Genomic DNA, 22,050 nt, shown 5'->3' with positions numbered 1-22,050 from the left:
TAGGTCAGCAACAGGACGACACAATATTTGTCAGTGGTAGCTAATCAGAGCGGCGATCGCTTTTCGCAGAAAATAAATCGGTAAACAAGTATCGTAAAATCGCATTTTAACTGATTTCACCTCAAGAGTTGAGCTTATCATGACCTATAGCCTGAGAATCGCTGATTTACCGACCACTGAACGCCCTAGGGAACGTTTACTCAGTTTAGGAGCAAAACACCTTTCCAGTGCGGAATTATTAGCCATTTTGTTGGCAACGGGTCAAGGCAAAGGTAAACTATCTGCCGTTGGTTTAGGACAGCATATTTTGCATCAGTTAGGGCAAGATCGGCGCGATCCCCTCGATGTGCTACGAGAAATTCATCCCCAGGAGTTAATGAACTTCCCTGGCATTGGCCCGGCAAAAGCGACAACGATTTTGGCCGCCGTTGAACTGGGTAAACGCGTCTTTCAAACCCGTCCGCTAGAACGTGTGGTCATCGATAGTCCAGGAGCCGCCGCCTCAGCCTTAAGTTTGGAATTAATGTGGCAGGCCAAGGAACATTTTGCGATCGTCATGCTAGATACCAAAAACCGCCTTTTAGCGACCCGTGTAATCACCATTGGCACAGCCACAGAAACCCTGATTCATCCCCGTGAAATTTTTCGAGAAGTGATTAAACAAGGAGCAACCAAATTGATTGTGGCCCATAATCATCCTTCCGGCAGTCTAGAACCTAGTCCAGAAGATCTTCAGTTAACAGAATTATTGCTACAGGGAGCGCAGTGTTTACAAATTCCGGTCTTAGATCATCTCATTTTAGGGAATGGAGACCATCAGAGTTTGCGACAAATAACTGATTTATGGGAACGTTTTCCCCAGGACGATTAAGGTTTGTTAGGCAACAATGATCGCTCCCGCCAAAAAATCATTTAATTGGCGATCATGATCGTGGCTCAAATTTCCTAATGGCAGTTCTTCCCGTGTAAAAGCCTTAACATCCATAACTTCCAGCGAGTCTTCTGTTTTTACCTCTCCTTCCACCTGGGCCGCGATAACAATGGAGATAGAGTGCATTCGGGGATCACGATCAGGAGCAGAATAGACTCCCACTAAACGCTGGATTTTCAAGAAATTCAGCCCCGTTTCCTCTTTTAACTCTCGTTGGGCAGTACTTAACAACTCTTCTCCCCAATCGACTAATCCCCCTGGCAAGCCCCATTGTCCCGTATCTCGTCGTTGAATTAAGACAATCCGGCCATCAGGGAGAATGGGGATAATGGTTGTTCCCGTAATCGGATGACGGAAAGCCACCTTGAGAAAGGCTTTAGCATATCTCTGTACTTGAAGCATACATAATCCGATCACTAAGAAATGTTAGATTTAGATTAACTTATTTTTTCTTGCGTCGTGGAGACTTATGCTTAGTTTGAGTCCAAGTGCCAAATCCCTTTTTTTTGTCTTCTGGTTTTCCCGCTTTTCCGCGTAGTTGAGCATTATACAAGTCTTTGAATTCGTTCATTCCCTCTTGGCTTGTCATATCGAATCCAGCTGCCATTCCCCCCATCAAAAAGCTCTTAGCCAAACCACCACGAGCCGGATCCATCATCCAATCAGGAAACTTGGCCTTTATACTCAATAAATAAGTAATAATGCTTTTCGCCTGTTTAAGCTGATATTCCCGCTCTAAAAAAGACCAAAAGGCGACTAGTTCAGGAATTGCGTCATCCGCGTCAGATTTGTTGAAGATGCTAACCTTGCGTGGTAACAAGCTTTCCATGACTAGTTCAACGTTGTTCTTGGTCATTTTTGAAGGGGTAAACGCCTCGTATCGATAACCATAACTCATAAAATAATAGATCCAATTACCAACTTCTGGATAGGTTTTAGCGTGATCGATTCCTTCTGGAGACTGGAGAAATTTTTCAGTCACTTCTTCAATGTAGCCTTCTAGTTGTGTTTCGGCTTCATCATAGTCCAAGTTATCTAATAAATTAATGGTAAAACTCATTGTTTTTTAGATTGATGTCAATTAGGGTTAATTGTTTTTTGTTTAACAAGTTAACAGCTAGAATTAGCTTGAATAAGTTAGTATTTTAGGCATTTAGAATACTCTGGGCTTGTTCTACTGCAAATTTAACCTGTTCAAAACCTGTTCCACCGTAACTATTGCGGGCAGCTACCACCTGTTGAGGGGCGATCGCGGCATAGATATCAGTTTCAAAGGCGGGATGGAGGGCTTGCCATTCCTCTAGGGTGAGATCTTTAAGTAACTTTCCGGCTGCGAGACTGGTTTTAACCACTTTACCCACTAAATTATAGGCTTCACGGAAAGGAACCCCTTTAGCCGCCAAATAATCGGCCACATCGGTGGCATTGGAAAAGTCTTCAGCAACGGCTTGAGCCAATCTTTCTTGACGGAAGATAATGCCTTCTTCTAACAGAATGGTCATCGCTTCGAGGGACACTAAGACAGTCTTAACCGCATCAAAAAGAGCTTCTTTGTCCTCCTGTAAGTCCTTGTTATAGGCTAGAGGCAAACCTTTCATTAGAACCAACATACCTTGCAGATGACCAATCACCCGTCCTGCCTTTCCTCGGATGAGTTCGGGAACATCGGGATTTTTCTTTTGGGGCATAATACTTGACCCCGTAGCGCAACTGTCGGTGAGGCTAATAAAACTAAATTCCTGGGAGGCCCAAAGAATCATTTCTTCGCTTAACCGACTGAGATGTACCATGATCAAACTGGCCGCATTCAGAAACTCAATGGCAAAGTCGCGATCGCTGACTCCATCCAAACTATTGGCATAGACTCCTTCAAACCCCAGTAAGTTAGCACTGAAATGGCGATCGATGGGAAAAGTGGTTCCGGCTAAAGCTCCCGATCCCAGAGGCGAAACATTAGTACGAGCGCGAATTTCTCCTAAGCGTTGCCAATCCCGTTGGGCCATTTGGAAATAGGCCAGTAAATGATGGGCTAGACTGACCGGTTGAGCCCGTTGTAAATGGGTATAGCCAGGAATTAAGGTTTCCACATGGGCTGCTGCTAACGTAACCAAGACTTGCTGAAAATCCCGTAGTTTGATCCGAATCTGATCAATTTGTTCCCTGAGGTAAAGTCGAACGTCTGTTCCTACTTGATCGTTACGGGAGCGAGCCGTATGCAGTTTTTTACCCACATCGCCGACAATTTCCGTCAATCGCCGTTCCACAGCAAAATGTACATCTTCCTGATCAACGCCGGGATTGAAATTCCCTTCTCGATATTCTTGGCGAATTTGTTCTAATCCCTGGGTTAACTGTTCTGCCTCTTCGCTAGAAATGATCCCGGTGTGGGCTAACATTTTGGCATGGGCAATGGAACCGGTTAAATCATATTCAATTAACTCAATATCAAAGCCAATACTGGCATTAAACAAAACAATAGAAGGATGTAATGAGCCTTCAAAGCGATCGCTCCAGGTTTTTTTTGCAGTTGTCACAGTAAGCCTTGACCTTTTTCGTTAAGTAATAATTAGATTTTTGAGAGTAACGTTAGGGAAATTTATGAAGTCTTAACACTAGTTTGCTTTTCTTCGGTAAGACTGAGCCGATTTTCCAGTCCCCCAGTCTCCTAGTCCCCCAGTCTCCCAGTCTTCCTTAAGAACCCAGAAAACTATGGAAAATCCAACCTAAAACAATGCCAATTCCCAAGGCCCACACCTGACCGGATTCAATAAAATGCTTGAAAGACTTTTGAAAATCACCAATGATATCAATTTTTTTGATTTCACTCATATTTTGAGCAAGGAAGGTAATACTGTCCATTACCTGATCGGTCATCAAGTTCCAGGAAGAATGATCCCCCATCCCGACCAAACCACTAACACTCAAAATCGAACTATCAAAAAGAACCATATCACTGAACTCCGTAAAAAACCCTACGACCATGATTTTACCCGCATAACGACCAAGGTCATATCATCTTGATGATTATTTCCTGACCCAATAAATTGCTGCACTTGAGTAAAGATATAGTCCAGGATTTCCTCGGCATGGTGATATTGCAAGCAAGCTTCCTGGTAAATTCGCCGTAGGTTTTTTTCATCAAAGCGATCGCCGTTGCCATTGACCGCATCGGTTAAACCGTCGGTGTAATACAACAAAACGTCCCCTAATTGTAACAAGACCTGGGCATCCTCATAATCGGAAAGGATATCCAAGCCAATGAGGGAGCCTTCGGTATCTAACGGCTCAATGCTCTGGTTTTGCGATCGCCAAAGAAGCGGTGGATTATGGGCCGCATTACTATAGGACAGTAATCTGGTTTGAGGATCATACTCAGAATAAAACAGAGTAACAAAGCGATGAGAGTTATCTAAATCCGCATACATGACCCGATTGAGGTGCTGCAAAATCTGAGCCGGACTGTGCCTATTTAAAACTTCAGCCCGTAACATCCCCCTAGTCATGGTCATAATTAAACCGGCCGGAACCCCTTTCCCCATCACATCTCCAATGACAATGCTCCAGGGAACGACTTTTGTACTATCCATATCCTGCCAGTTATCATGACGCAACTGATCATAATTGGTGGGAATAAAGTCATAGTAATCTCCCCCGACCCGATTGGCCGTCTGACAACGAGCAGCCAAATCCACTCCGGCAATCTGCGGACATTGACGCGGTAGTAATCGTTCTTGGATTTCTGAGGCAATTTCCAGTTCCCGATCCTGTCGTTCTTTTGATCTTAACTCCGACGCTAATTCACTATTGGCGATCGCCACTGCGGTTTGATCAGCCACTAATTGCAACAGTTTACGGCGAGTCTGTGTCCAGACATATTGCGGATCTTCACTAAAAACATAGATCCGGCCCCGTTCCTCATTTTTGACTAAAATCGGTGTGCTATAGAGACGAATAGTGGAACCAAGAGCTAAACGGAGTTGTTCATCTAAACTACTGGGATGTTTAAGAATAGTTCGATCCTCACTGATTACATTATAAGTTTGTAGTACTTCTTCTATCGCCCGTCGAATTTCTCGTGTTAAACGTTGCACTTGACCATGAATTTGTTCGAGAGCGATTTTGTTTGGCCCTTTAAATAAAATTAAAGCACTACCATCAGCATCTGTGACCCTAGCAGCCATCAAGGGGGTCAATTCTAAAAACTGATTAAGATTATTAAAACTGCGAAGAGCAAATCCGAGAGAACTTAACAGATTTTGGATCTTATTTTGTTCCCGATATAGACTCGCCACCAGTTCCTTAAGAGCCAGTACTGGCGTTAGATCGGCCGTTAAATGGCCGTTAAGAGATGAAGCAGAAGACACTGAAGAGCGAGGAAGAGAAGTCATAATATTAATCATCACGCCATTAACTTGAAAAGGGATTGCTCAATCATGAGGGTGATTCTACGCTGTACAAAATAAGTCTGGATAATACAACTGAATAAACGCTAAGCAAAGTGCTTTTGAGGCGTTTTTAAGTTAAGCCATAAATAATAAGGCTGGATAATAGTAACGTAAAACTTTCTTTTTGCCAAGATAACTTAGACATATTTCTAGACATTTCTACCTCTCAAAACACCTTAGTGTTTTTGCCCTTGAGTATTTATGCTCAAATCTAATTATCCCATGCTAATATGAAAGTTGCCATTATTTTTGTAGAATAGTTTCAAAAACGCAACAAATTGTCAAGCTAACCAATTAAGAGCGGTGATCGCAATTAGCAAAAAGTATTCAACCAAAATAATTATTATGTATTACGATTAAAATAAAATTTCTAATCGATTACCAAGGGGTCAAATGGGATAATATACATAAAAGTAGCTTGCTCCGGTTGAGGATCTGGCGGTTCCAACCGCATCCACTCGTGAAAAGAGATACCAAAATTTTGGATAGCTTTTACTTCTGCCTGATAAGATTCAAATCGTCTATCTGTTTCAATCATTGACTCAACAACTTCTAGCACTTGAGGAAGACGTTTACAAGCCTCTTTTTTGATATCATCATTACTAGGCCCAACTAACATCCATCCTTGTACCTCTTCTTTGCTTACAATCGCTTGAGGTAAAGATTTAACCCATTTATCAGGATCTTTAATAAGTTCACTAAAATTATCACGTTGCATTTCAAATACAGCATTTTCATCTAAATTTGGATTAGCCCACTGATAAATCTTAGTAAGCCTTTGTAAATCAATTTGCCCTTTAAATTGAGGAGATAGATAAATTGCAGGATTGCTAGTTAATAAAAGATCGACATATCTTTGAATAAGCTCTTTCAGCACTTGTGAGCCTTCCTGAAAACGTTGTAAAGCTGTTGGATATTCTTCAAGTTCCAGATGACAACGAACTTCAGCAAGATAAGCTAAAGCTAAAGTCAATAAATATTCATTAGCAATCTGACTTTGTAAATCTAATTCTTTTTCAGTCAAATCTTGATATATTTTTTCGGCTTCTAGAAAACGATTAATCGCTTGGTGAGCACTACTAATACGATTTTCGGCTTTATTCATGCTAAAAGCATTAATAGCTAGTTTGACTGCGGCATGGAAGTTAGCATAAAAACCTAGATCAATTTTTCGATTAATTTTACTTAACAAAGCTTCTGCTTTCTTTAAACGTTTTTCCATTTCATTAAGACGGTGAGTGATCACAGCAAAACTCATTACTGAAACGCCCAAGTTCATAATACTTGCCGCCGATGTAATTTGTAGAATACTTTGAGTTTGCTGTAATCCTTGTTGAACAGACATTATTTGTTGTGAAACACCGCTAATTTGCTCTTTAACATCGGCAAAACCTTCTATTGTCGCAAGTGTTTTAGCCCCAGAAACTAATAAATTAAGACTTCCAGTGAAAGGATCTCCCAGTGAAACAGCGTGTGAAGGAATTTCCCGTAACCAAACGACGATTTGCTTCGTTGATACATGACGGATAATTCCTCCGACTCTTTCTAATGTTCCGTCTGTAAGCCCCTTTACAATTGAGTCGGCTAGATGAAATGTCACCGTTAAAGGTTGCATCTAATTTGCGCTCCCTAATTTTAAAATTTCTCTTAAGTTGAATAAAAATATACCACAAAAATCGAATTTTGATCACTGATCTGTTATCTTGTGGGTTAGGGTTATACGAAATTAAACCCAGACCATACCCATTTTGTTGTTAAGACTATCTAGTCAGGCTTATTTTTTGTTGGAAATGCTTAACCCATTTAGATAAAGTAAAGCTGATTATAAAATAAACGACTGCGACAAAACTGTACATTTCCACCAATCGACTGTCCCGTTGAGCCACTTTCGAGGCCGCTCCTAAAAAGTCCGTGCCTGAGATAACATAAACCAAAGAGGTATCCTGAAATAAGACAATAGTTTGAGTTAAGAGGACTGGCAACATATTCCAAAAAGCCTGGGGCAAAATCACATAAAGCATTTGTTGGGGATAGGTAAAACCGATCGCTTTAGCTGCCGCCGTTTGACCATTGGGAATAGATTGAATGCCAGCGCGAATAATCTCACAATAGTAGGCAATTTCAAATAGGGTAAAACTAATCAGTGCTGTTTGATCGGGGCCAACCGTGATGGGGTTTTCGGCTCCGGTTAACCATTGACCAAGTAAGGGGACAAGAAAATAAAACCAAAAGATAACTAATACCAAGGGAATGGAACGCATGAGATTAACATACAAACTCGCGCTCCTCTCTAATACCGTTATTCCCGATAGTCTAGCTAGGGCTAATAGGGAGCCAAAAATCACGCCCCCAGCCATAGCCGTTAAGGTTAAGGTGAGGGTATATTGCATTCCCTTCCAGAGATAGGGCAGCGATCGCGTAATAACTTCAAAGTCAAAATCATTCATCTGTATTTAATGCTCCTGGGAATAGCCTGGAATTCTCACCTTGTTTTCAATCCAAGCCATGAAACGATTGGCCATTAAGGCGATCGCAATATAGAGCAGCGTCACCACCGTAAAAATTTCAAAACCTTGAAAGGTATATTCATTCATTTGTTTAGCCACTGCGGTCAGTTCTAACATACCAATTGTTAAAGCCACCGAAGAATTTTTAAAAATATTCATAAACTCGCTGGTCAGTGGGGGAATCATAATCCGAAAAGCAACGGGCAACAGAACATAACGATAGACCTGGGGTAGGGTAAAACCGATCGCTAATCCGGCCCCTTTTTGACCCGTTGGCAGCGATAAAATTCCGGCCTTCACCTGTTCTGCAATCCGCGCTGAGGTAAAAAAAGCTAAACTCAGCACTGCTGTCGAAAATTCGGGTAGGGGCATTTCCTGTTTCATCCAATCTCCCAAACGGTCGGGCAGAATATCCGGCAGTACAAAGAACCATAAAAACATTTGCACGATCAGAGGGATATTGCGAAAGAGTTCCACGTAGGCATCTGCTAGTATCAGCAATCCTTTGAGCGGAGTGGTGCGAATAATCCCGATCGCGGTTCCTAGGATCAGAGCCAAAAGCCAGGCACTGAGAGAAGTGGCGACAGTCCAACCCAGCCCCGCCAGGAGCCATTGATAATATTTTTCGCCGCCCGTTGCGACCTCTTCAAAGAAAATTAACCAATTCCAGTGATAGGTAGCCATGCTAAAATTTAAGGCTGAAAAGTTTCAATAAAATTTACCCGTTTATACAAATCAGCTAGGGTAATTTCTACTGCTACAGATTCTAACCTAATGACTTCTGCTTGACCGCATAATTCTGTTAATAACCATTGGCGATCGCCGACTTTACGATACAATTCCACGCGATAAGCTGACTGATCAATTAAGAGATATTCTTGTAATTCTGGAATAGTACGATAAAAACTAAATTTCTGATTCTTATCAAATCCTTCCGTTGAAGCTGATAATATCTCTGCAATGAAACAAGGATTGGTAACTGCCGTTTGTTTCGCATCGGTAAAATAAGGTTCATCCTTAATCACCATCACATCAGGGTAAAAATAGTTCTTAAAATGAGGCGGCAAGAGCTTCATATCACTCATAAAAACGGTATAACCTAAGTCTTCTAATGCCAACAATAAACGAGCATGAACTTTCCCCGTTAGAAGATTATGATTTGCCGATGCTCCCGCCATTTGGATAATCTCTCCATTAATAAATTCACTTTTTTCCTCGGCCAATTCTTCCTTGGCAAGGTATTCTTCAGCCGTGATGGGCTTAGCGGTTACGGAGTGCGCCTCTGGCAGTGCAACAACCATTTGAACCTCTTATAGTATAGTTTGTAAGCTTATTATAGACATTGAACAGGAATTTGATCACGAATTAACTCTTAATGTTGAAATCAGAAAGCGATCGCCAATTGTCTGAGGAGAATATGAAGATTGCCATTTTCTAAGCCCTGAATAGCTAGATTAAGTTGAGTCAACAGAGACGGTGAGCCGAAGTGATACTTGCCAGATAATGTCTTCTAATCCTAACTTTTAGGATAAAGTCGGTTGCTGAAATTCATAGACATCCTTGATCACTTGTTGCCAACTCTGAGCCAGGGACGCTAGGAGGCGATCGCCTTTTTCTTTGGTTGCAGTGGTCGCATCCCCCATAACACCACTTTGACTCAGTTCTTGAGTTAACCAGGCAAAGGGCAACTTTCCTTCCATTGATAAGCAACTATGGGAGGGCAAATTCTGAGGATATTCCCTGATCGCTTTCTCCATTTTGACCTGATCGGGTAACAGGGAAAGCATCAAACTGGTTTCAGCATCACCAGCATGGATACCCAATTCTAATTCCATGGGCGTTAATAATTCCGCTGCCAGGTTAGGAACCCGCCAGAGAAAGAGAGGAAAAACCAGAAAATCGGGGTATTTTTGGTGTATGTCTCGTGCTGCAATTTCCAAGACCTGGGGCTGACCACCGTGACCATTCAACAAAATCCATTTCCGAAAGCCAGCCACGTAGAGACTATCGGCTATTTCCCCTAACATTGACAACATTGTTTGCGCGGAAAGGGCGATCGTACCGGGAAAACCCCAATGTTCATTAGACTTGCCATAGTATAAACAAGGAAGACTATAGGCCGGAATGTGTTGATCTAAGTCTTCCAAAGCTTTACCTAATACCCCTAAATTAAGGGCTGCATCCACGACCAATGGCAGGTGAGGGCCATGTTGTTCGATCGCTCCCAGGGGTTGAATGATGACGGTATTGGTTTTATCGGGTAAATCTCGAATTTCTGTCCAGGTTAAATAGGGAAAAAAACGATGGGCTGGAATAAAGCTATGCAGCATTATTATTTTTATGAAGAACGGTTAAAACAAATTGAAAAAAGTGAAAAGAACAGAAGGTTTCAAGACTAAGATTCTAACCTTAAATTTTTACCCGTTTGATCAGTCCGATAACGCCAGGTATGTTGGCCATGTCCCAAAATAATTTGCCAACCAGAAACTAACATCTGAGTACACATCTCCTCCTTACGAGCCAGTCCCAGACAACCATTGGGCCAGGTTTTGGTAGTGGCTGATTTAACTTGAATTTGCTTGACAGGGATTTTAGTGCGTCGAGCCAGATCTTGAATGGTGGCTTGTAGCAGGGCAGGGGGAGGAGAGGGTTGAGCCACAGGGGTCAGATTAGGAGAGCGAGAGGGATTCACGGGTGCGGCTTGGCCATCAGCAGTGGGCAGGGCGATCGCGATGATCAGGGCAAGCAATAGGCCTAAAGGCTGAAGTCTAGTTTTATCCAAGAGTTGATTGGCGACTAAACCAGGAAAACTGTTCTGAGAATTGTCCGTAAACATACGGGATATTGAGCGCAAATACCTTGACAATAAAAAAAATCTGGAGTATGTAATCATTTTCTTAAAAAATCTGGGCATATTGAAATTGAGAACTCTCACCTTGTTTCTTAGCCTATGGCTACTCACCTTGTCTCCTCTACGCCTATTTTAGCGGAAACCCTCGATCCTTCTTTTTCAGACTCTCCTGTTACTGCCAACCCTGCCGTGCCGCCTTCCCCCTGGATGTTTTCTTCTTTGGGATTGGGGGGAATATTAATTGTTGTCGGTCTTTGGTGCAAATTACAGTGTCAGAAAAAACAACAGGCCTTAGAGTCGGCGATCGCCCGGAATCAGGCACTTCAGCAACAACTCGATCTAGCGATTGAAGGTTGTCAGCGTTGGGAAAGTCTTCCCGATCTGCTTTATGCCCGTCGTATTGGTCTAGACTATATTCGCATGAGAATGGATGAAGAGGTTTTTCACTATATTGTGATTAACCAGATTCAAAACAAGGTAACGAACTTAATTAGTGCTTCTCTACGACCCACCTTAGGAGGAAAAGTGAGTAATAGTAATCTACAAGTTGATGAGACATTTGAGATTATTTACGACATTGAAGGCGTAGAAGAACAATGGCATTCCGGCGTTTTATTTCGCTTTCAACTTAAACTGAGCAAACTGCCGATTCAATCTAGTTCGGCAACGGTGAAGCAAATTGTGGAATGTATTGAAGTGTTTTTAGCCCATAGTATTCAGCAGCATCGTTGGCATCCTTCCATTCAAGGCAGTTTAGTGAACCTTAGCTGGGATGAAAATAGTAAACCGATTCCCCTTCTTTGCTTAGAACAATCAGAAGATCAACCGGAAGCCAGCAAACCTCGTTCAACCCGGACTCGTCTGTCTGTCGGCGATCGCACTCCTGTTTAAAGAAAAAACTTCCGCCACTCATTCAGCAACGGAAGCCATCAAATTCATTAGGGTTGTGGTGATGATCTTAGAAACCAAAGGAACGAGCTAACTCCTCAGAAGGAATGGGCTTAATCCAGTAAAGTTTCAAGAATTGCCAGCCATTAGATAGAAAAATGGGAAATTTCTGTAATCCTTTTAGCCAGGTAGGTTGATTAGACGCATCGATCGCCCGTAATTTCTCATTATTGCTCACACAGGTTTCCAAGCGAGCATAAAATTCAGGATGATCAACATCTAGAATAACCGGAAATACCCGACCGGCCGTTTCATTAGTTTTGGCAATCACCTCTTTGTCGTACTGTCGTGCTTCTAAGCCAATAGACGCATAAAAATCAGCCCGTTGTGTATCATTGAGATACATGGTGGCAAAAACTGACAGTAAAAAGAAACGACACCAGAGTACTGGCGAAACCAGCGTCACCATCAAATAACGACTCCAAGCCTTTTGCGAAAAGGAACGGGGAAAAGCAGTTAACTTTTGCCACCAGGTTTGCGGTTGATCCAGCATTTGAGGCTTGGCCCGCATGACGGCATCAAAGAAATCTCCATGACGATTTTCGTCTTGACACCAATTCTCAAAAAAGTTAAAGATGGGATAGACCCGATCTTCAGGATGGGCTTCAAGATGACGATAAATGGTGATATAACGCCAGTAGCCAATTTTCTCAGACAGGTAGGTGGCGTAGAAAATAAATTCAGGCTCAAAATAGGTATAGCTACGCGAGCGAGTTAAAAAGCCGAGATCTAAAGAGAGATCAAAATCGGTCATGGCTTTATTGAGAAACCCAGCATGACGGGCTTCATCGCGGGACATGAGTTGGAATCCCTCTGCTAAGACAGGATTGATGTCTTTGAGTTTGCGGCTCAATTCCTTGTAGAGGAGAAAGCCCGAAAATTCAGCCGTACAGGAACGTTCAAGAAATTCGATGAACAAGCTGCGGGTTTTGCCATCAATATGATCCCAGGATTGCTGAAATTGCTCGTCTCGCACGAAATGATGGCGATTGTAATCAACTCGAAACTCTTGAATGATGGCATCTAGCTCGTCTTCATTGATCGAGATATCCATTTTCGCCATCGCGTCAAAGTCGGTGGTGTAGAAACGGGGGGTTAGGATGGTTTCCTTGGCAGGAACCTTTACACCCTGACGGATTTCGTCATATTCAGGCTTTTGGAGCGTTGTTACCATAGCTTGTTTATCTTTATTTTTTCTTGATGCAGACCGCTCGCCATTAAAAACGAGACTAAAATTCTAGTGTAACAAGGGATTGAACCCATCGTTAGAATAATTAAAGATTTTGACATACTCCCCTGCGTGAACGACGGGGATTCTTATTCATAGTTCACAGAGATCCACTTACGATTGTTGGTTTCCCTTCAATGATAGAGATGGTTCTCTCCCTATGCTTTCCCTCTTCCGAGGCAGATTCCTTTTGCCCAAAGGTACTGTTTTGCCATTCCATTCCCAGAATTCCCATTCCCTTTTTAAGGATGTTAATTGCCGCATTTGTATCACGACAAATTTCTATTCCACAATTGGGACAAGAATGAGTTCTGGTACTTAACGACTTTCTCGCCCGATGCCCACAATTAGAACAATCTTGAGAAGTGTAGTGAGGTGAAACCGCCACCACTGCCTTGTCCCAGATTTTCCCGTAGTAGTCTAACCACTGGGTGAATTGATACCAACTAGCATCAGAAATTGACTTAGCCAAGTGATGATTCTTGACCATATTCGACACCTTTAAATCTTCATACACCACGACATCGTTAGATGCCACCACGTTTCGGGCTTGCTTAATTGCCCAATCTTTCCGTTGGCGTTGAATTTTAAGATGGGTTTTACCCAGTCTTTTTCGTGCTTTATCGTAGTTATTGGATTGGGGTTTAGCCCCTTTCACGAATTTTTTGCTTAATCGTTTCTGAGCCTTTTTTAGTTTACGCTCAGATTTTCTTAAGAACTGGGGATAGATTACGGCATTATCGTTTTGGTCTTTGGTGAAATATTTTAATCCCAAATCCAAACCAACAACATTACCGGTATATTCCCCTTGTTCTTTGCGGTCAGCGTCAAAGCAGAACTGAGCATAATACCCATCTGCTCTTCTCACCACTCGAACCCGATTAATCTTTAGCCGAAACAGGTCTTCTCTCGTTTCTTTGTTGCAATATAGGGAAAAGGAGCCAGCATTAAAACCATCAGTGAAAGCAATTTTCATGCAATCATCAGATAGTTTCCATCCTGAGACTTTATATTCTACAGAGCGACAATGTTTTTTAAACTGGGGATAGCCTTTTTTCTTTTCTCCTTTTCTACAACGACTGTAGAAGCTAGAGATAGAAGCCCAAGCACGTTCCGCACTAGCTTGACGAGCCGCCGAATTTAACTTTTTCGCAAAAGGAAATTCCTTGGCTAATTCTTTGCATAGCACATACAAATCGGCTTTACCTACCCCTTGATTATCCATCCAATACCTGACCGCTTTATTCCTGATAAATTGCGCGGTACGGATAGCTTCATCAAGAGATTGGTATTGCTCTTTTGCTCCGTTCAGTAGTTTGGCTTCTCTGACTATCATTCCCCTAGTTTATCACAAAAGATTGCAGATAAAACATTGAGTTGCTCTGGAAGTCGCTCTAGAAGGGCGAGGCTTTTACCCATTTTTCTGGTAACGATATCTTTAACCTGCTTGAGGCGGAAAGGGGGCGATCGCGTTTTTTCTCTTTTGGGAAGGGCGATCGCTTTTGTTCTAAGTGAGAGAGGGAAGGGCGATCGCATTTTAACAAGATAAAATTGTAAGTAGAAAAATTGATGGAAATTTAGATTATGACAACAACTGCTGATGATGTGTGGCGATTACTCGCCGAATTAACCACCGCCCAAAAAGAAACAGAACGACGTTTTCAAGAAACAGAACGTCTATTAAAGGAACAATCTCAAGAAACTGACCGCCTACTCAGGGAACAATCCCAGGAAACAGATCGCAGAATCCGCGAGGTTAACAAACAAATTGGCGATCTCGGAGGCAAATGGGGGCGTTTTGTGGAAAATATGGTTGCTCCTGCCTGTGAGACTCTCTTTTTAAAGCGAGGAATTCCCGTTCATCAAGTCAGTCAACGGATGAAAAAACGCTTGAATGGACAAACCCTAGAAATTGATGTGCTTGTAACCAATGAAAATCATGTTTTAGTGGTGGAAGTGAAAAGTAGTTTGGGCGTTAATGATGTCAAAGATTTAATGGATGATCTCAGGCGATTTCGAGAATTTTTCCCTGAATATGCCCAGAAGCAACTATATGGAGCCGTTGCAGGCATTGAGATTGAAGAAGGAGCAGATAAATATGCCTATCGTCAAGGTTTATTTGTTTTAGCTCAGGCGGGGGAGGCTGTTTCGATTTTAAATAATCCCGATTTTGAGCCTAGAAATTGGTAATTGGGCGATTGGCCCATAAATCCACTATTTACCTCAAAAAAGCGATCGCGTTTCGTCTGCGTTGAAGTTATAAGGGTTTTCAGTGATCTATATAGTCTTTTTAAGGAATCACTATGACAACTTCACTCTATGAGCAAGACATCTTACTGTGGGTAGAAGATACCGTCAACAAACTCAAAAACGGTGACTTTAAAAACCTAGATATTGACAATTTAATTGAGGAGGTAGAATCCTTGGGGATTTCTCAAAAAAAGGAATTAATATCTCGTCTAATGGTTTTGTTAGAGCATTTATTAAAACGTCTTTATGTTGATCTTCCCGATGACTATAATGGTTGGGAACGTACTATTCGCAACCAACGTAATGCTTTAGAACTTTTACTCAGAGAGGCACCGAGTCTGAAAACAAGATGGGACGATAGCTTTATTGTTGCTTGGGAAATAGCATTAAAAACAGTTCGCAAAGAATATCGTCAGGTTTCTTTTCCCGATCACTGTCCCTATTCTCAGAGTGTAGAAACAACTTTAAATGAAGATTTTTGGGAAGAAAATTAAGTTTTTAAGGGCGATCACAGTTTTAATTTTTATTCCAATGTGTCCACACTGTAGATTATTTTAGAATCCGAAGAAAAATGCTACAATTTCCGATTAAGCTGGGAGTATGTGTCAGTATAAACTGCTTAAAAAATAAGGATTTCTGAAAATGCAAAAAAGCTCCTTCAGGAAAAATTGACCGATTAGGAGCTTGTTGGGGTATTTTGGTGTAAATTTTGCAGTGGTTAGGATTTTAGTCTTTTTTGTTGGTTTTCTTTTGGGCAAGTTTGCGTTTACCCCAAATGCCTAAACCAAAGAGAACCGTACTACCAAAAACGGGTAGAGCATCCGTTTCCCAAGGTACGGCGACAGACGAGCTAAAGGAAGCTGTAAAGGCTGCATCGCCACGAGAACCTTCTTGACCGTCCCAGTTTGTGGTTGTCAATGCCCCAAAATTAGCACCATTGTTGTAAAACACAAAATCACCGCCCGAATAGGTTCCACTACCAAAGATCAAAGCTTGTTGTGTGTTACCTGACGTAGCAAAGGAGCTAGACGCATTCAGGAAAAGAACGTATTTTTGGTCTGGGGTGAGAGCGAGGGAACCCGTATTAAAAGTGTAGGTTTGAAACCCGCCTCCACTATAAGTCTGATCCGCACTCTGATAAAGGATGGGGCCTGTTGCCTTCGCTCCGTCCCACTGGGCCACATAGCCCTGAAAGGTGATTGGGTTTCCGTTCAGAGTATTCCCTAAAATAAAGGAAAAGGAATTCAAAACATTCTCAACGGTAGGGGTTGTAAAGGTTTGACCATAGGTCGCGGTTGCACCATTACCACCGAAAGGCTGAATAGTACTCGTACCATTCCAACTGGAGGTTGTATCAATCACGGTAATGGCTTGGGCAGGGGTTACAACTAACAAAGATAAAGTCGCAAACCCATTCAGGGCAAGGGTTTTAGCGATAGTCGGGGGGGGGGGGGGGGGAGAAGATTGTTTCATAGGAGAGATAAATAGCTTAAGCCATCAAAAAATTATTACCGAATATTGTAAATATAAAAACAATAAAAATCTAGTTGGAAATCAAATTTTTCTTTAGCGATCGCATTTTTAACGGACAATTGACAATGGATAATTATCCATTATTCACTATCAATTATCAATTAATCCGCGATCGCATCCGTTGGGGGAAATTTCTCTTTCAGGTCGGGATCGGAGAAAGAAAGCGTTTGTTTGGGAATACCGATTTGAATCCCCTGCTCATCAAAGGTTAACTTAAGACGACGGCGGAATTCTCTTTCTACGTCCCATTGGCGCAGTCTTTTAACCGTAATTCGCATCATTAATTCAATCCCTGCATGGGAAACCTGGTTTACCCCAATAACGCTAACGGGTTCTAAAATATCTTCTTGCCATTGGGGATCAACTGCCATTTTTTGGGCAACTTCTCCCATTAACGCGATCGCAGAATTGACTTCGGTATCATAGGCAACTTCAATCATGAAATTGACCCGCGACCAATCTTTACTGAGATTGTGGGCGACAAGTATTTGGTTGTGGGGAATCGTAATCAAGCGTCCGTCCGTGCCAAGGCGAATTTGGGTCGCTCGCAGACTCATATTCTCCACTATTCCTATGAATCCTTGAAATTCCAACATATCACCGACCGCATATTGATCTTCCGTAATAATGAGAATGCCATTGATCCAATCTTTTAATAAATTCTGAAATGCGAAAGTCAGAGCCGCACCAATTAAACCCGCTCCTGTCAGCAAAGAACTGGGAAAAGCCCCCTTCCAAGCCAAAAACCAGATAATTCCGAGACACCAGCACGAAAAGCTAATCATTCCTCGTGAAACGTCTAATAGGGTAGGAACTCGCAGGAGTCGTCGTTGGTAGTTCTCGGAAAAAAGATCGGCTTCTTCAACCCATTCTTGCAATTTGTAATTGACATAAAAATTGACTAAAAGGCTCATAAAAGTTAAAACTAGCCAAATAATAAAAATTCGTAACGGAATCAATAATAAACTCCGTCCTCCTAAGCGAGTTTCGGGAAATACATACAAAATCATCGTTATTCCCCCAAACCAAATGGACAATAGCCCTATGCGTTCGAGTCTTCTGAGCCAAATATTCAGTGTTAACTTTTGCTGGAGGTTGGCTTGTTTGCGAAAAGCGGCCAAAAGAGTCTGGGGTTGGGGGAATAGATTGCCATTCAAGCTTTCTCCCTGGGATGGACGATCTGATACCGATGCAATTTCTTCCTTTAGTTTTTTTTGAAAAGTACGAAAACGTTTTTTCAAGAACTTTTGCGATCGCATTAATAATACACTGAGTAAAACCATGCCCAAGGCGATCGCTGTCACCGTAAGAATTTGACGTTTGCGAGCTTCGGGCTGACGAGTTTGTTGAGCTTCAATCAAGGCGGTATGAATAATTTGACTCCATCTTTGCGCCAACTCCTCCACCGAAGACGGATCAATTTGGGCATCGATTTCAGTCACCGTGAGAATAACCTGCTGGGCTAAATCCGCGTTATCAGAAGCAACAATCACCGTTAAGTTATTCAGAATAGACGGCCTAACATCTAGGGTCTTGGGATCGAAGCCTAGATTAACCAAATGATAGAGATTCGCTTCAATCCGTTGAACTCGTCTTTGAATGGGCGATAAATTATCATTTAGCTCTGCTTCTGAGGGAGAAAAGTGTGGAGAAGCAATCTGAAATAAAGCAAATCCATCTAAATGCACAGAGGCAAATTCAATGTCCCCTACGGAAAAAATTCGGGGACTGGATTGCCCCAAAGTAAAACGGGTTGTTGAAGGAGAAAGAGAAGGCTGGGCAGGTGATGACATTTCCCAACAAACGACCAAAGCCAATGTTAATAAAAAAAGGGCGATTCCCTTTGCTTTTTTTTGGAATTCACAGTAACTAAAATCGAGCTTGATGGACATTAATACTAACCACTAATTTCTACAATTATTCCAGGCTTTTTATCACAATAATGGCAAGAAAGCCCAGTAAATTCGATAATCCCACAATGGAACCTCCCTTACCATAGGCTTCTGGCACCATCGTCTCTGCAATCACGGTTAACATCGCTCCCGCCGCCATCGATTCCAATAAGGAAATAACTGATTCTGGCACATCAGCAAACACCACGCTACCCACCGCCGACAAAATCCCTGTTAATAGCATGATCGATGTCCACATGACCAAAATTTTGGGAATCGAAAAACCTTGTTCTTTCATGCCTTTGGAACTGGATAATGCTTCGGGATAGTTGGCGATAAATAGTCCTGCTAAAAGTGAATTACTCAAGGGCTGAGTTGCCAAATGCGCCCCAATGGTTAGAGCTTCGGGAATACCATCCATCAGCAAGCCTAGCCAAATCGACATGGGTGCATTCTGATGTTCCTTAACGATTTCTGTCATCATTGTCGCTGAAGGAATTAACCGACCGGCATTCATACTTTCGAGGGCTTGTTTTACCCAATCTGTCACTTTAGTCGGCTCGAAACCCTGTCTTTTTTGGAGATAATTCTGGAGACGGGGATCTTCTAAAAAGATCTTGATGCTCTTTTCTAAACTTTCCGACTGTTGCAACATCTCTTCAAAGTCTTGTTTTTTTAAAATCCAAACCGTTACCTCTGTTTTGGCGATCGCCGTCACTGTATGAGTTAAACCCGTAATAAAGGCTAATTCCCCAAAAGCATCCCCAGATGTTAACAGCAAAGAAGGCTGATTGAGATGACTGGGATAGAAAACTTCAACTTCTCCCTGCTCAACAAAATAGAGGTAATCGGCAACCTCACTCGGTTGGAAAAAAATATGACCCGTTGCTTGGTGCCGATAGATTAAACGAGCGGCAATATCCTCTAGATCTTCCTGGGGTAGATAGCTAAAAACAGGGAATCGACGAATTTGACGGGCTAATTTCAGAAATTCTGCTTCTTTCTGCTCTATTTTGACTGCGCTAGGAATTTTTCTGTCTTGATGAATTTTTTCCCTGGCTAAATTGACCCAGGTTTGAATTTGATTTTTGTCTAATCCTTGATATTTTTGCAGATAATCAGCGATTTCTTCACCTTCAATCATTTTCTTAGTTATTTCCAATAAATAGGGAGAAGTTTCTAATAATTCTTCAAAATCTGAACGAGACAAAACCGCTAATTGAGTATCTTCCACAACGACAGCAACGGTTTGGTGGGGAGATCCCGTAAAAAAAGCTAATTTACCGAAAATATCATTCGTTACCAAATGTTTAAAGGGAGTCAAGCCCGCTTGGGGGTCTAATAGATCTATTTTGCCTTGATCAATAATATAAAGACTTTCGCTGGGATCACCTTGACGATATAAAGTAGTGCCTTTTGCATAATGGGCAAATCGCAGACATTCAGCTAATTTTTGTCGCCATTGTTGGGGTAAATCTTGAAAAATTTCTAGGCGTTTTAATTGACTAATTTTTTCTTCAAAGCGACGACTTTCTTGTTGCGTGAGATAGGCTAATGTGGTCGAGGGTTTGCGTAAAAATCCACCTGAGTTATTCACCATTTGATTCACAAAAGTAAAGAATAAACTACCAATAATTGATCCAATAATTAATTCTAAAAGATGTCCCTTTTCTTTTGCACTTCCGATTAAATCGATGGTCACAGCCCCCAATAATGCTCCTCCTCCAAAGGCAATCAAAAAAGCCAGAACTCGATTTTTAGGCTTCCAGAATAGGGCAGTCACCTGACTTTTCCCGTTAAGTGCGGATTGCAAGCTGCCAGCCTTGGCAAAGGTCATGCAACTTCAACCAACCGCGCCAAAGGACTTGGATACCGAGAGGAGTTTTACGACGATGTTCAAGATAACCACCAAGAAAAGCAACAGACTCGACAGCCCAAGCAACAGTCAAAATAGGGGGAAGTTTTTGAGAGGCGGCTGCTTTTAACACCTGAAGTTGAAGAGGATTAAGAATTTCAATCGCGAGAGCATCGGGCTGGGTACGATGAAGATAAGTAACGTGTAAAAGTTCAACAGCAATGACACTTAAAAAACCCAAAAGAGTTTTCATTCCATCAGAGGCAAGTCGATAACGCTCACTCTGACAACCAGACTTAAGGACTTTATGAAATTCTTCAACCCGCCATCGGTAGGTGTACCAACGAAGAATAGTGACAGCCATCTCAATAGTCTCAACAACTTCTGTAGTCAGAAGCATCCAAGATAAAGGAGTTTCGCCTTCGGGACAATCGATTTCTGTCGCATAAACAGCATAGACATTCAACGGGTCACGATTATCAAAACGATAGGGAGTTCGTAGATTAACTGAGCAAAATCGGACGGCAAGCTTAACCTTCCGTGCTTTTCTTTTTCCTGTACTCGGAATCTCGATTTCTTGATGAAAACGAATCGGTTCTGATTCCAAATGTTGCCAAAGTCGTTCACTATTTTTGTCTAAACTACGATTATGAGACGCTCTGACCAGCACTCCTGTATGCTTGAGTTGACGCACTGAGTCAAAGACTTCTGAAACATCTCCTTCTCTGTCAAATACATGAATTACCCTCGTTGAACTTTCTACCTGTTTCTCACAGGTGTTTAGAGCCTCTACCCATTTGTAGGATTCTTTTTCCTCAAATGGTCTTTGACGAGCTGCTTTTCTTTGTTCTTTCTGTCTTTCTTTTTTCTGCTTCGCCGTTTCATCTGTTGGGGGCTTTTCTTTTACCTCCCTATTCCACAGTTTTTGCCATAATAAACCTAATACTTGTCCTTTTTCTGGCTCAATTGCTAAAGCACTATGCAGTATTAATCCATTCCCTCCTTTTCCAGTCGGCCCATACCCTTCCCTTTTTTCCTTGATATTGCGATAATCTAAGAAGGTCGTATCTCCGACTGATAGCATTATCTTATATTCTTCTACGGCGGCAGTTGTCATTTCACAGTGCGGCTCTATTATCTTGACAAAGTCTGTTTTCGGATTCCCAAAAATTCATAGGCCCTCTTTAACTCGTTTCCTCCCTTAAACACTTCTGATAAGGCTTTTCCAAACCCCTCACTTAACTTTTTCCCAATCGAGAAGGCACGATTGTTTAGCCTCTCGTCTCCCAATTCACAACTGGCAAAGTTTTTTGTCCACCATTCCAACATTTTTTGACCTGCCCTTTAAGATTTTCTCCATTTTACAGTCTCATACTCCCTTCATCCTTTGTTTTTGAAATTTGAACGATAAGCGGGATGATGGCTTCAGAATATTTTTTTCCTGTCAAGAGAATCATTACTCAAACCCTTGCCAGATAAAGCCTCTAGAAGTTTGCATTGCTGGATTTTGGACTTAACGGGAAAAGTCAGGGCAGTCACGGCTCCGAGGGGCATGGAACAAGCACTAATAATCCCAGCGATAAAAGCATTCCAAAAAACCGTTTCAAACA

Annotated in this window: 22 protein-coding genes; 4 read left to right on the top strand and 18 right to left on the bottom strand. The window is 42.0% G+C overall.

Annotated elements, in window-relative coordinates; translation table 11 throughout:
* Nucleotides 1-139: 139 nt before the first annotated feature.
* Nucleotides 140-871, top strand: coding sequence for a DNA repair protein RadC (gene radC, locus KA717_40070; protein UXE61457.1), 732 nt, complete (start codon nt 140-142; stop codon nt 869-871).
* Between the two features lie 6 nt (nt 872-877).
* Here the strand turns inward: radC and KA717_40065 are convergent, their stop codons facing one another.
* From KA717_40065 to KA717_40015, 11 genes are all read right to left on the bottom strand, one after another.
* On the bottom strand, nt 878-1,333 hold the full coding sequence (locus tag KA717_40065) for an NUDIX hydrolase (protein ID UXE61456.1): 456 nt from the start codon (nt 1,331-1,333) through the stop codon (nt 878-880).
* Nucleotides 1,334-1,373: 40 nt separating this feature from the next.
* Complete coding sequence (locus tag KA717_40060) at nt 1,374-1,991, bottom strand: hypothetical protein (protein UXE61455.1); 618 nt, start codon at nt 1,989-1,991, stop codon at nt 1,374-1,376.
* Nucleotides 1,992-2,076: 85 nt separating this feature from the next.
* Complete coding sequence (gene argH / locus KA717_40055) at nt 2,077-3,465, bottom strand: argininosuccinate lyase (GenBank protein UXE61454.1); 1,389 nt, start codon at nt 3,463-3,465, stop codon at nt 2,077-2,079.
* Between the two features lie 157 nt (nt 3,466-3,622).
* Complete coding sequence (locus KA717_40050; GenBank protein UXE61453.1) at nt 3,623-3,913, bottom strand: hypothetical protein; 291 nt, start codon at nt 3,911-3,913, stop codon at nt 3,623-3,625.
* Entirely contained in the window at nt 3,904-5,319 is a 1,416-nt protein-coding gene (locus tag KA717_40045) for a PP2C family protein-serine/threonine phosphatase (protein ID UXE61452.1), read from the bottom strand. Before KA717_40045 ends, KA717_40050 begins: the two co-directional genes overlap by 10 nt.
* 427 nt (nt 5,320-5,746) lie before the next feature.
* Nucleotides 5,747-6,991: a hypothetical protein gene (locus KA717_40040; protein ID UXE61451.1), complete on the bottom strand. Its 1,245-nt coding sequence runs from the start codon at nt 6,989-6,991 to the stop codon at nt 5,747-5,749.
* A 145-nt stretch (nt 6,992-7,136) separates the two neighbouring features.
* Nucleotides 7,137-7,823, bottom strand: coding sequence for an ABC transporter permease subunit (locus tag KA717_40035; protein UXE61450.1), 687 nt, complete (start codon nt 7,821-7,823; stop codon nt 7,137-7,139).
* Nucleotides 7,824-7,829: 6 nt separating this feature from the next.
* The gene (locus KA717_40030; protein UXE61449.1) at nt 7,830-8,567 is read right to left on the bottom strand and encodes an amino acid ABC transporter permease; all 738 of its coding nucleotides are present in this window, start codon (nt 8,565-8,567) and stop codon (nt 7,830-7,832) included.
* A gap of 8 nt (nt 8,568-8,575) precedes the next feature.
* Entirely contained in the window at nt 8,576-9,184 is a 609-nt protein-coding gene (locus tag KA717_40025; GenBank protein UXE61448.1) for a Uma2 family endonuclease, read from the bottom strand.
* A gap of 222 nt (nt 9,185-9,406) precedes the next feature.
* Complete coding sequence (locus KA717_40020) at nt 9,407-10,213, bottom strand: creatininase family protein (GenBank protein UXE61447.1); 807 nt, start codon at nt 10,211-10,213, stop codon at nt 9,407-9,409.
* Nucleotides 10,214-10,278: 65 nt separating this feature from the next.
* Entirely contained in the window at nt 10,279-10,719 is a 441-nt protein-coding gene (locus tag KA717_40015; GenBank protein ID UXE61446.1) for a hypothetical protein, read from the bottom strand.
* 114 nt (nt 10,720-10,833) lie between these two features.
* On the opposite strand from KA717_40015, the gene KA717_40010 reads away from it, so the two are divergent.
* Nucleotides 10,834-11,625 carry a hypothetical protein gene (locus KA717_40010; protein ID UXE61445.1) on the top strand — a complete coding sequence of 264 codons (792 nt, stop codon included), beginning with the start codon at nt 10,834-10,836 and terminating at the stop codon, nt 11,623-11,625.
* Nucleotides 11,626-11,692: 67 nt separating this feature from the next.
* Here KA717_40010 and acsF read toward each other — a convergent pair whose 3' ends face one another.
* Together acsF and KA717_40000 are read right to left on the bottom strand one after the other, a co-directional pair.
* Nucleotides 11,693-12,856 carry a magnesium-protoporphyrin IX monomethyl ester (oxidative) cyclase gene (gene acsF / locus KA717_40005; GenBank protein UXE61444.1) on the bottom strand — a complete coding sequence of 388 codons (1,164 nt, stop codon included), beginning with the start codon at nt 12,854-12,856 and terminating at the stop codon, nt 11,693-11,695.
* Nucleotides 12,857-13,010: 154 nt separating this feature from the next.
* Nucleotides 13,011-14,246, bottom strand: coding sequence for a transposase (locus tag KA717_40000; GenBank protein ID UXE61443.1), 1,236 nt, complete (start codon nt 14,244-14,246; stop codon nt 13,011-13,013).
* 248 nt (nt 14,247-14,494) lie between these two features.
* Here KA717_40000 and KA717_39995 point away from each other — a divergent pair, with 248 nt between their 5' ends.
* Together KA717_39995 and KA717_39990 are read left to right on the top strand one after the other, a co-directional pair.
* Nucleotides 14,495-15,100: a DUF3782 domain-containing protein gene (locus KA717_39995; GenBank protein UXE61442.1), complete on the top strand. Its 606-nt coding sequence runs from the start codon at nt 14,495-14,497 to the stop codon at nt 15,098-15,100.
* Nucleotides 15,101-15,213: 113 nt separating this feature from the next.
* Nucleotides 15,214-15,654, top strand: a complete 441-nt coding sequence (locus tag KA717_39990; protein ID UXE61441.1) for a DUF29 domain-containing protein — start codon at nt 15,214-15,216, stop codon at nt 15,652-15,654.
* A 232-nt stretch (nt 15,655-15,886) separates the two neighbouring features.
* Here the strand turns inward: KA717_39990 and KA717_39985 are convergent, their stop codons facing one another.
* The 5 genes from KA717_39985 to KA717_39965 form a co-directional block, all read right to left on the bottom strand.
* A complete protein-coding gene (locus tag KA717_39985) occupies nt 15,887-16,633 on the bottom strand; it encodes a hypothetical protein (GenBank protein UXE61440.1) in 747 nt (248 codons plus the stop codon).
* Between the two features lie 161 nt (nt 16,634-16,794).
* Entirely contained in the window at nt 16,795-18,486 is a 1,692-nt protein-coding gene (locus tag KA717_39980; protein UXE61439.1) for a mechanosensitive ion channel family protein, read from the bottom strand.
* A gap of 124 nt (nt 18,487-18,610) precedes the next feature.
* A complete protein-coding gene (locus KA717_39975) occupies nt 18,611-20,422 on the bottom strand; it encodes a cyclic nucleotide-binding domain-containing protein (GenBank protein UXE61438.1) in 1,812 nt (603 codons plus the stop codon).
* A complete protein-coding gene (locus KA717_39970) occupies nt 20,382-21,557 on the bottom strand; it encodes an IS4 family transposase (protein ID UXE61437.1) in 1,176 nt (391 codons plus the stop codon). Before KA717_39970 ends, KA717_39975 begins: the two co-directional genes overlap by 41 nt.
* A 17-nt stretch (nt 21,558-21,574) precedes the next feature.
* Nucleotides 21,575-21,769: a transposase gene (locus tag KA717_39965; protein UXE61436.1), complete on the bottom strand. Its 195-nt coding sequence runs from the start codon at nt 21,767-21,769 to the stop codon at nt 21,575-21,577.
* Nucleotides 21,770-22,050 lie beyond the last annotated feature (281 nt).

This window comes from Woronichinia naegeliana WA131, from assembly GCA_025370055.1.
GTDB lineage: Bacteria > Cyanobacteriota > Cyanobacteriia > Cyanobacteriales > Microcystaceae > Woronichinia > Woronichinia naegeliana.
Note: the sequence above shows the minus strand (reverse complement) of the source record. Positions and strands in the feature narration are given on the sequence as shown.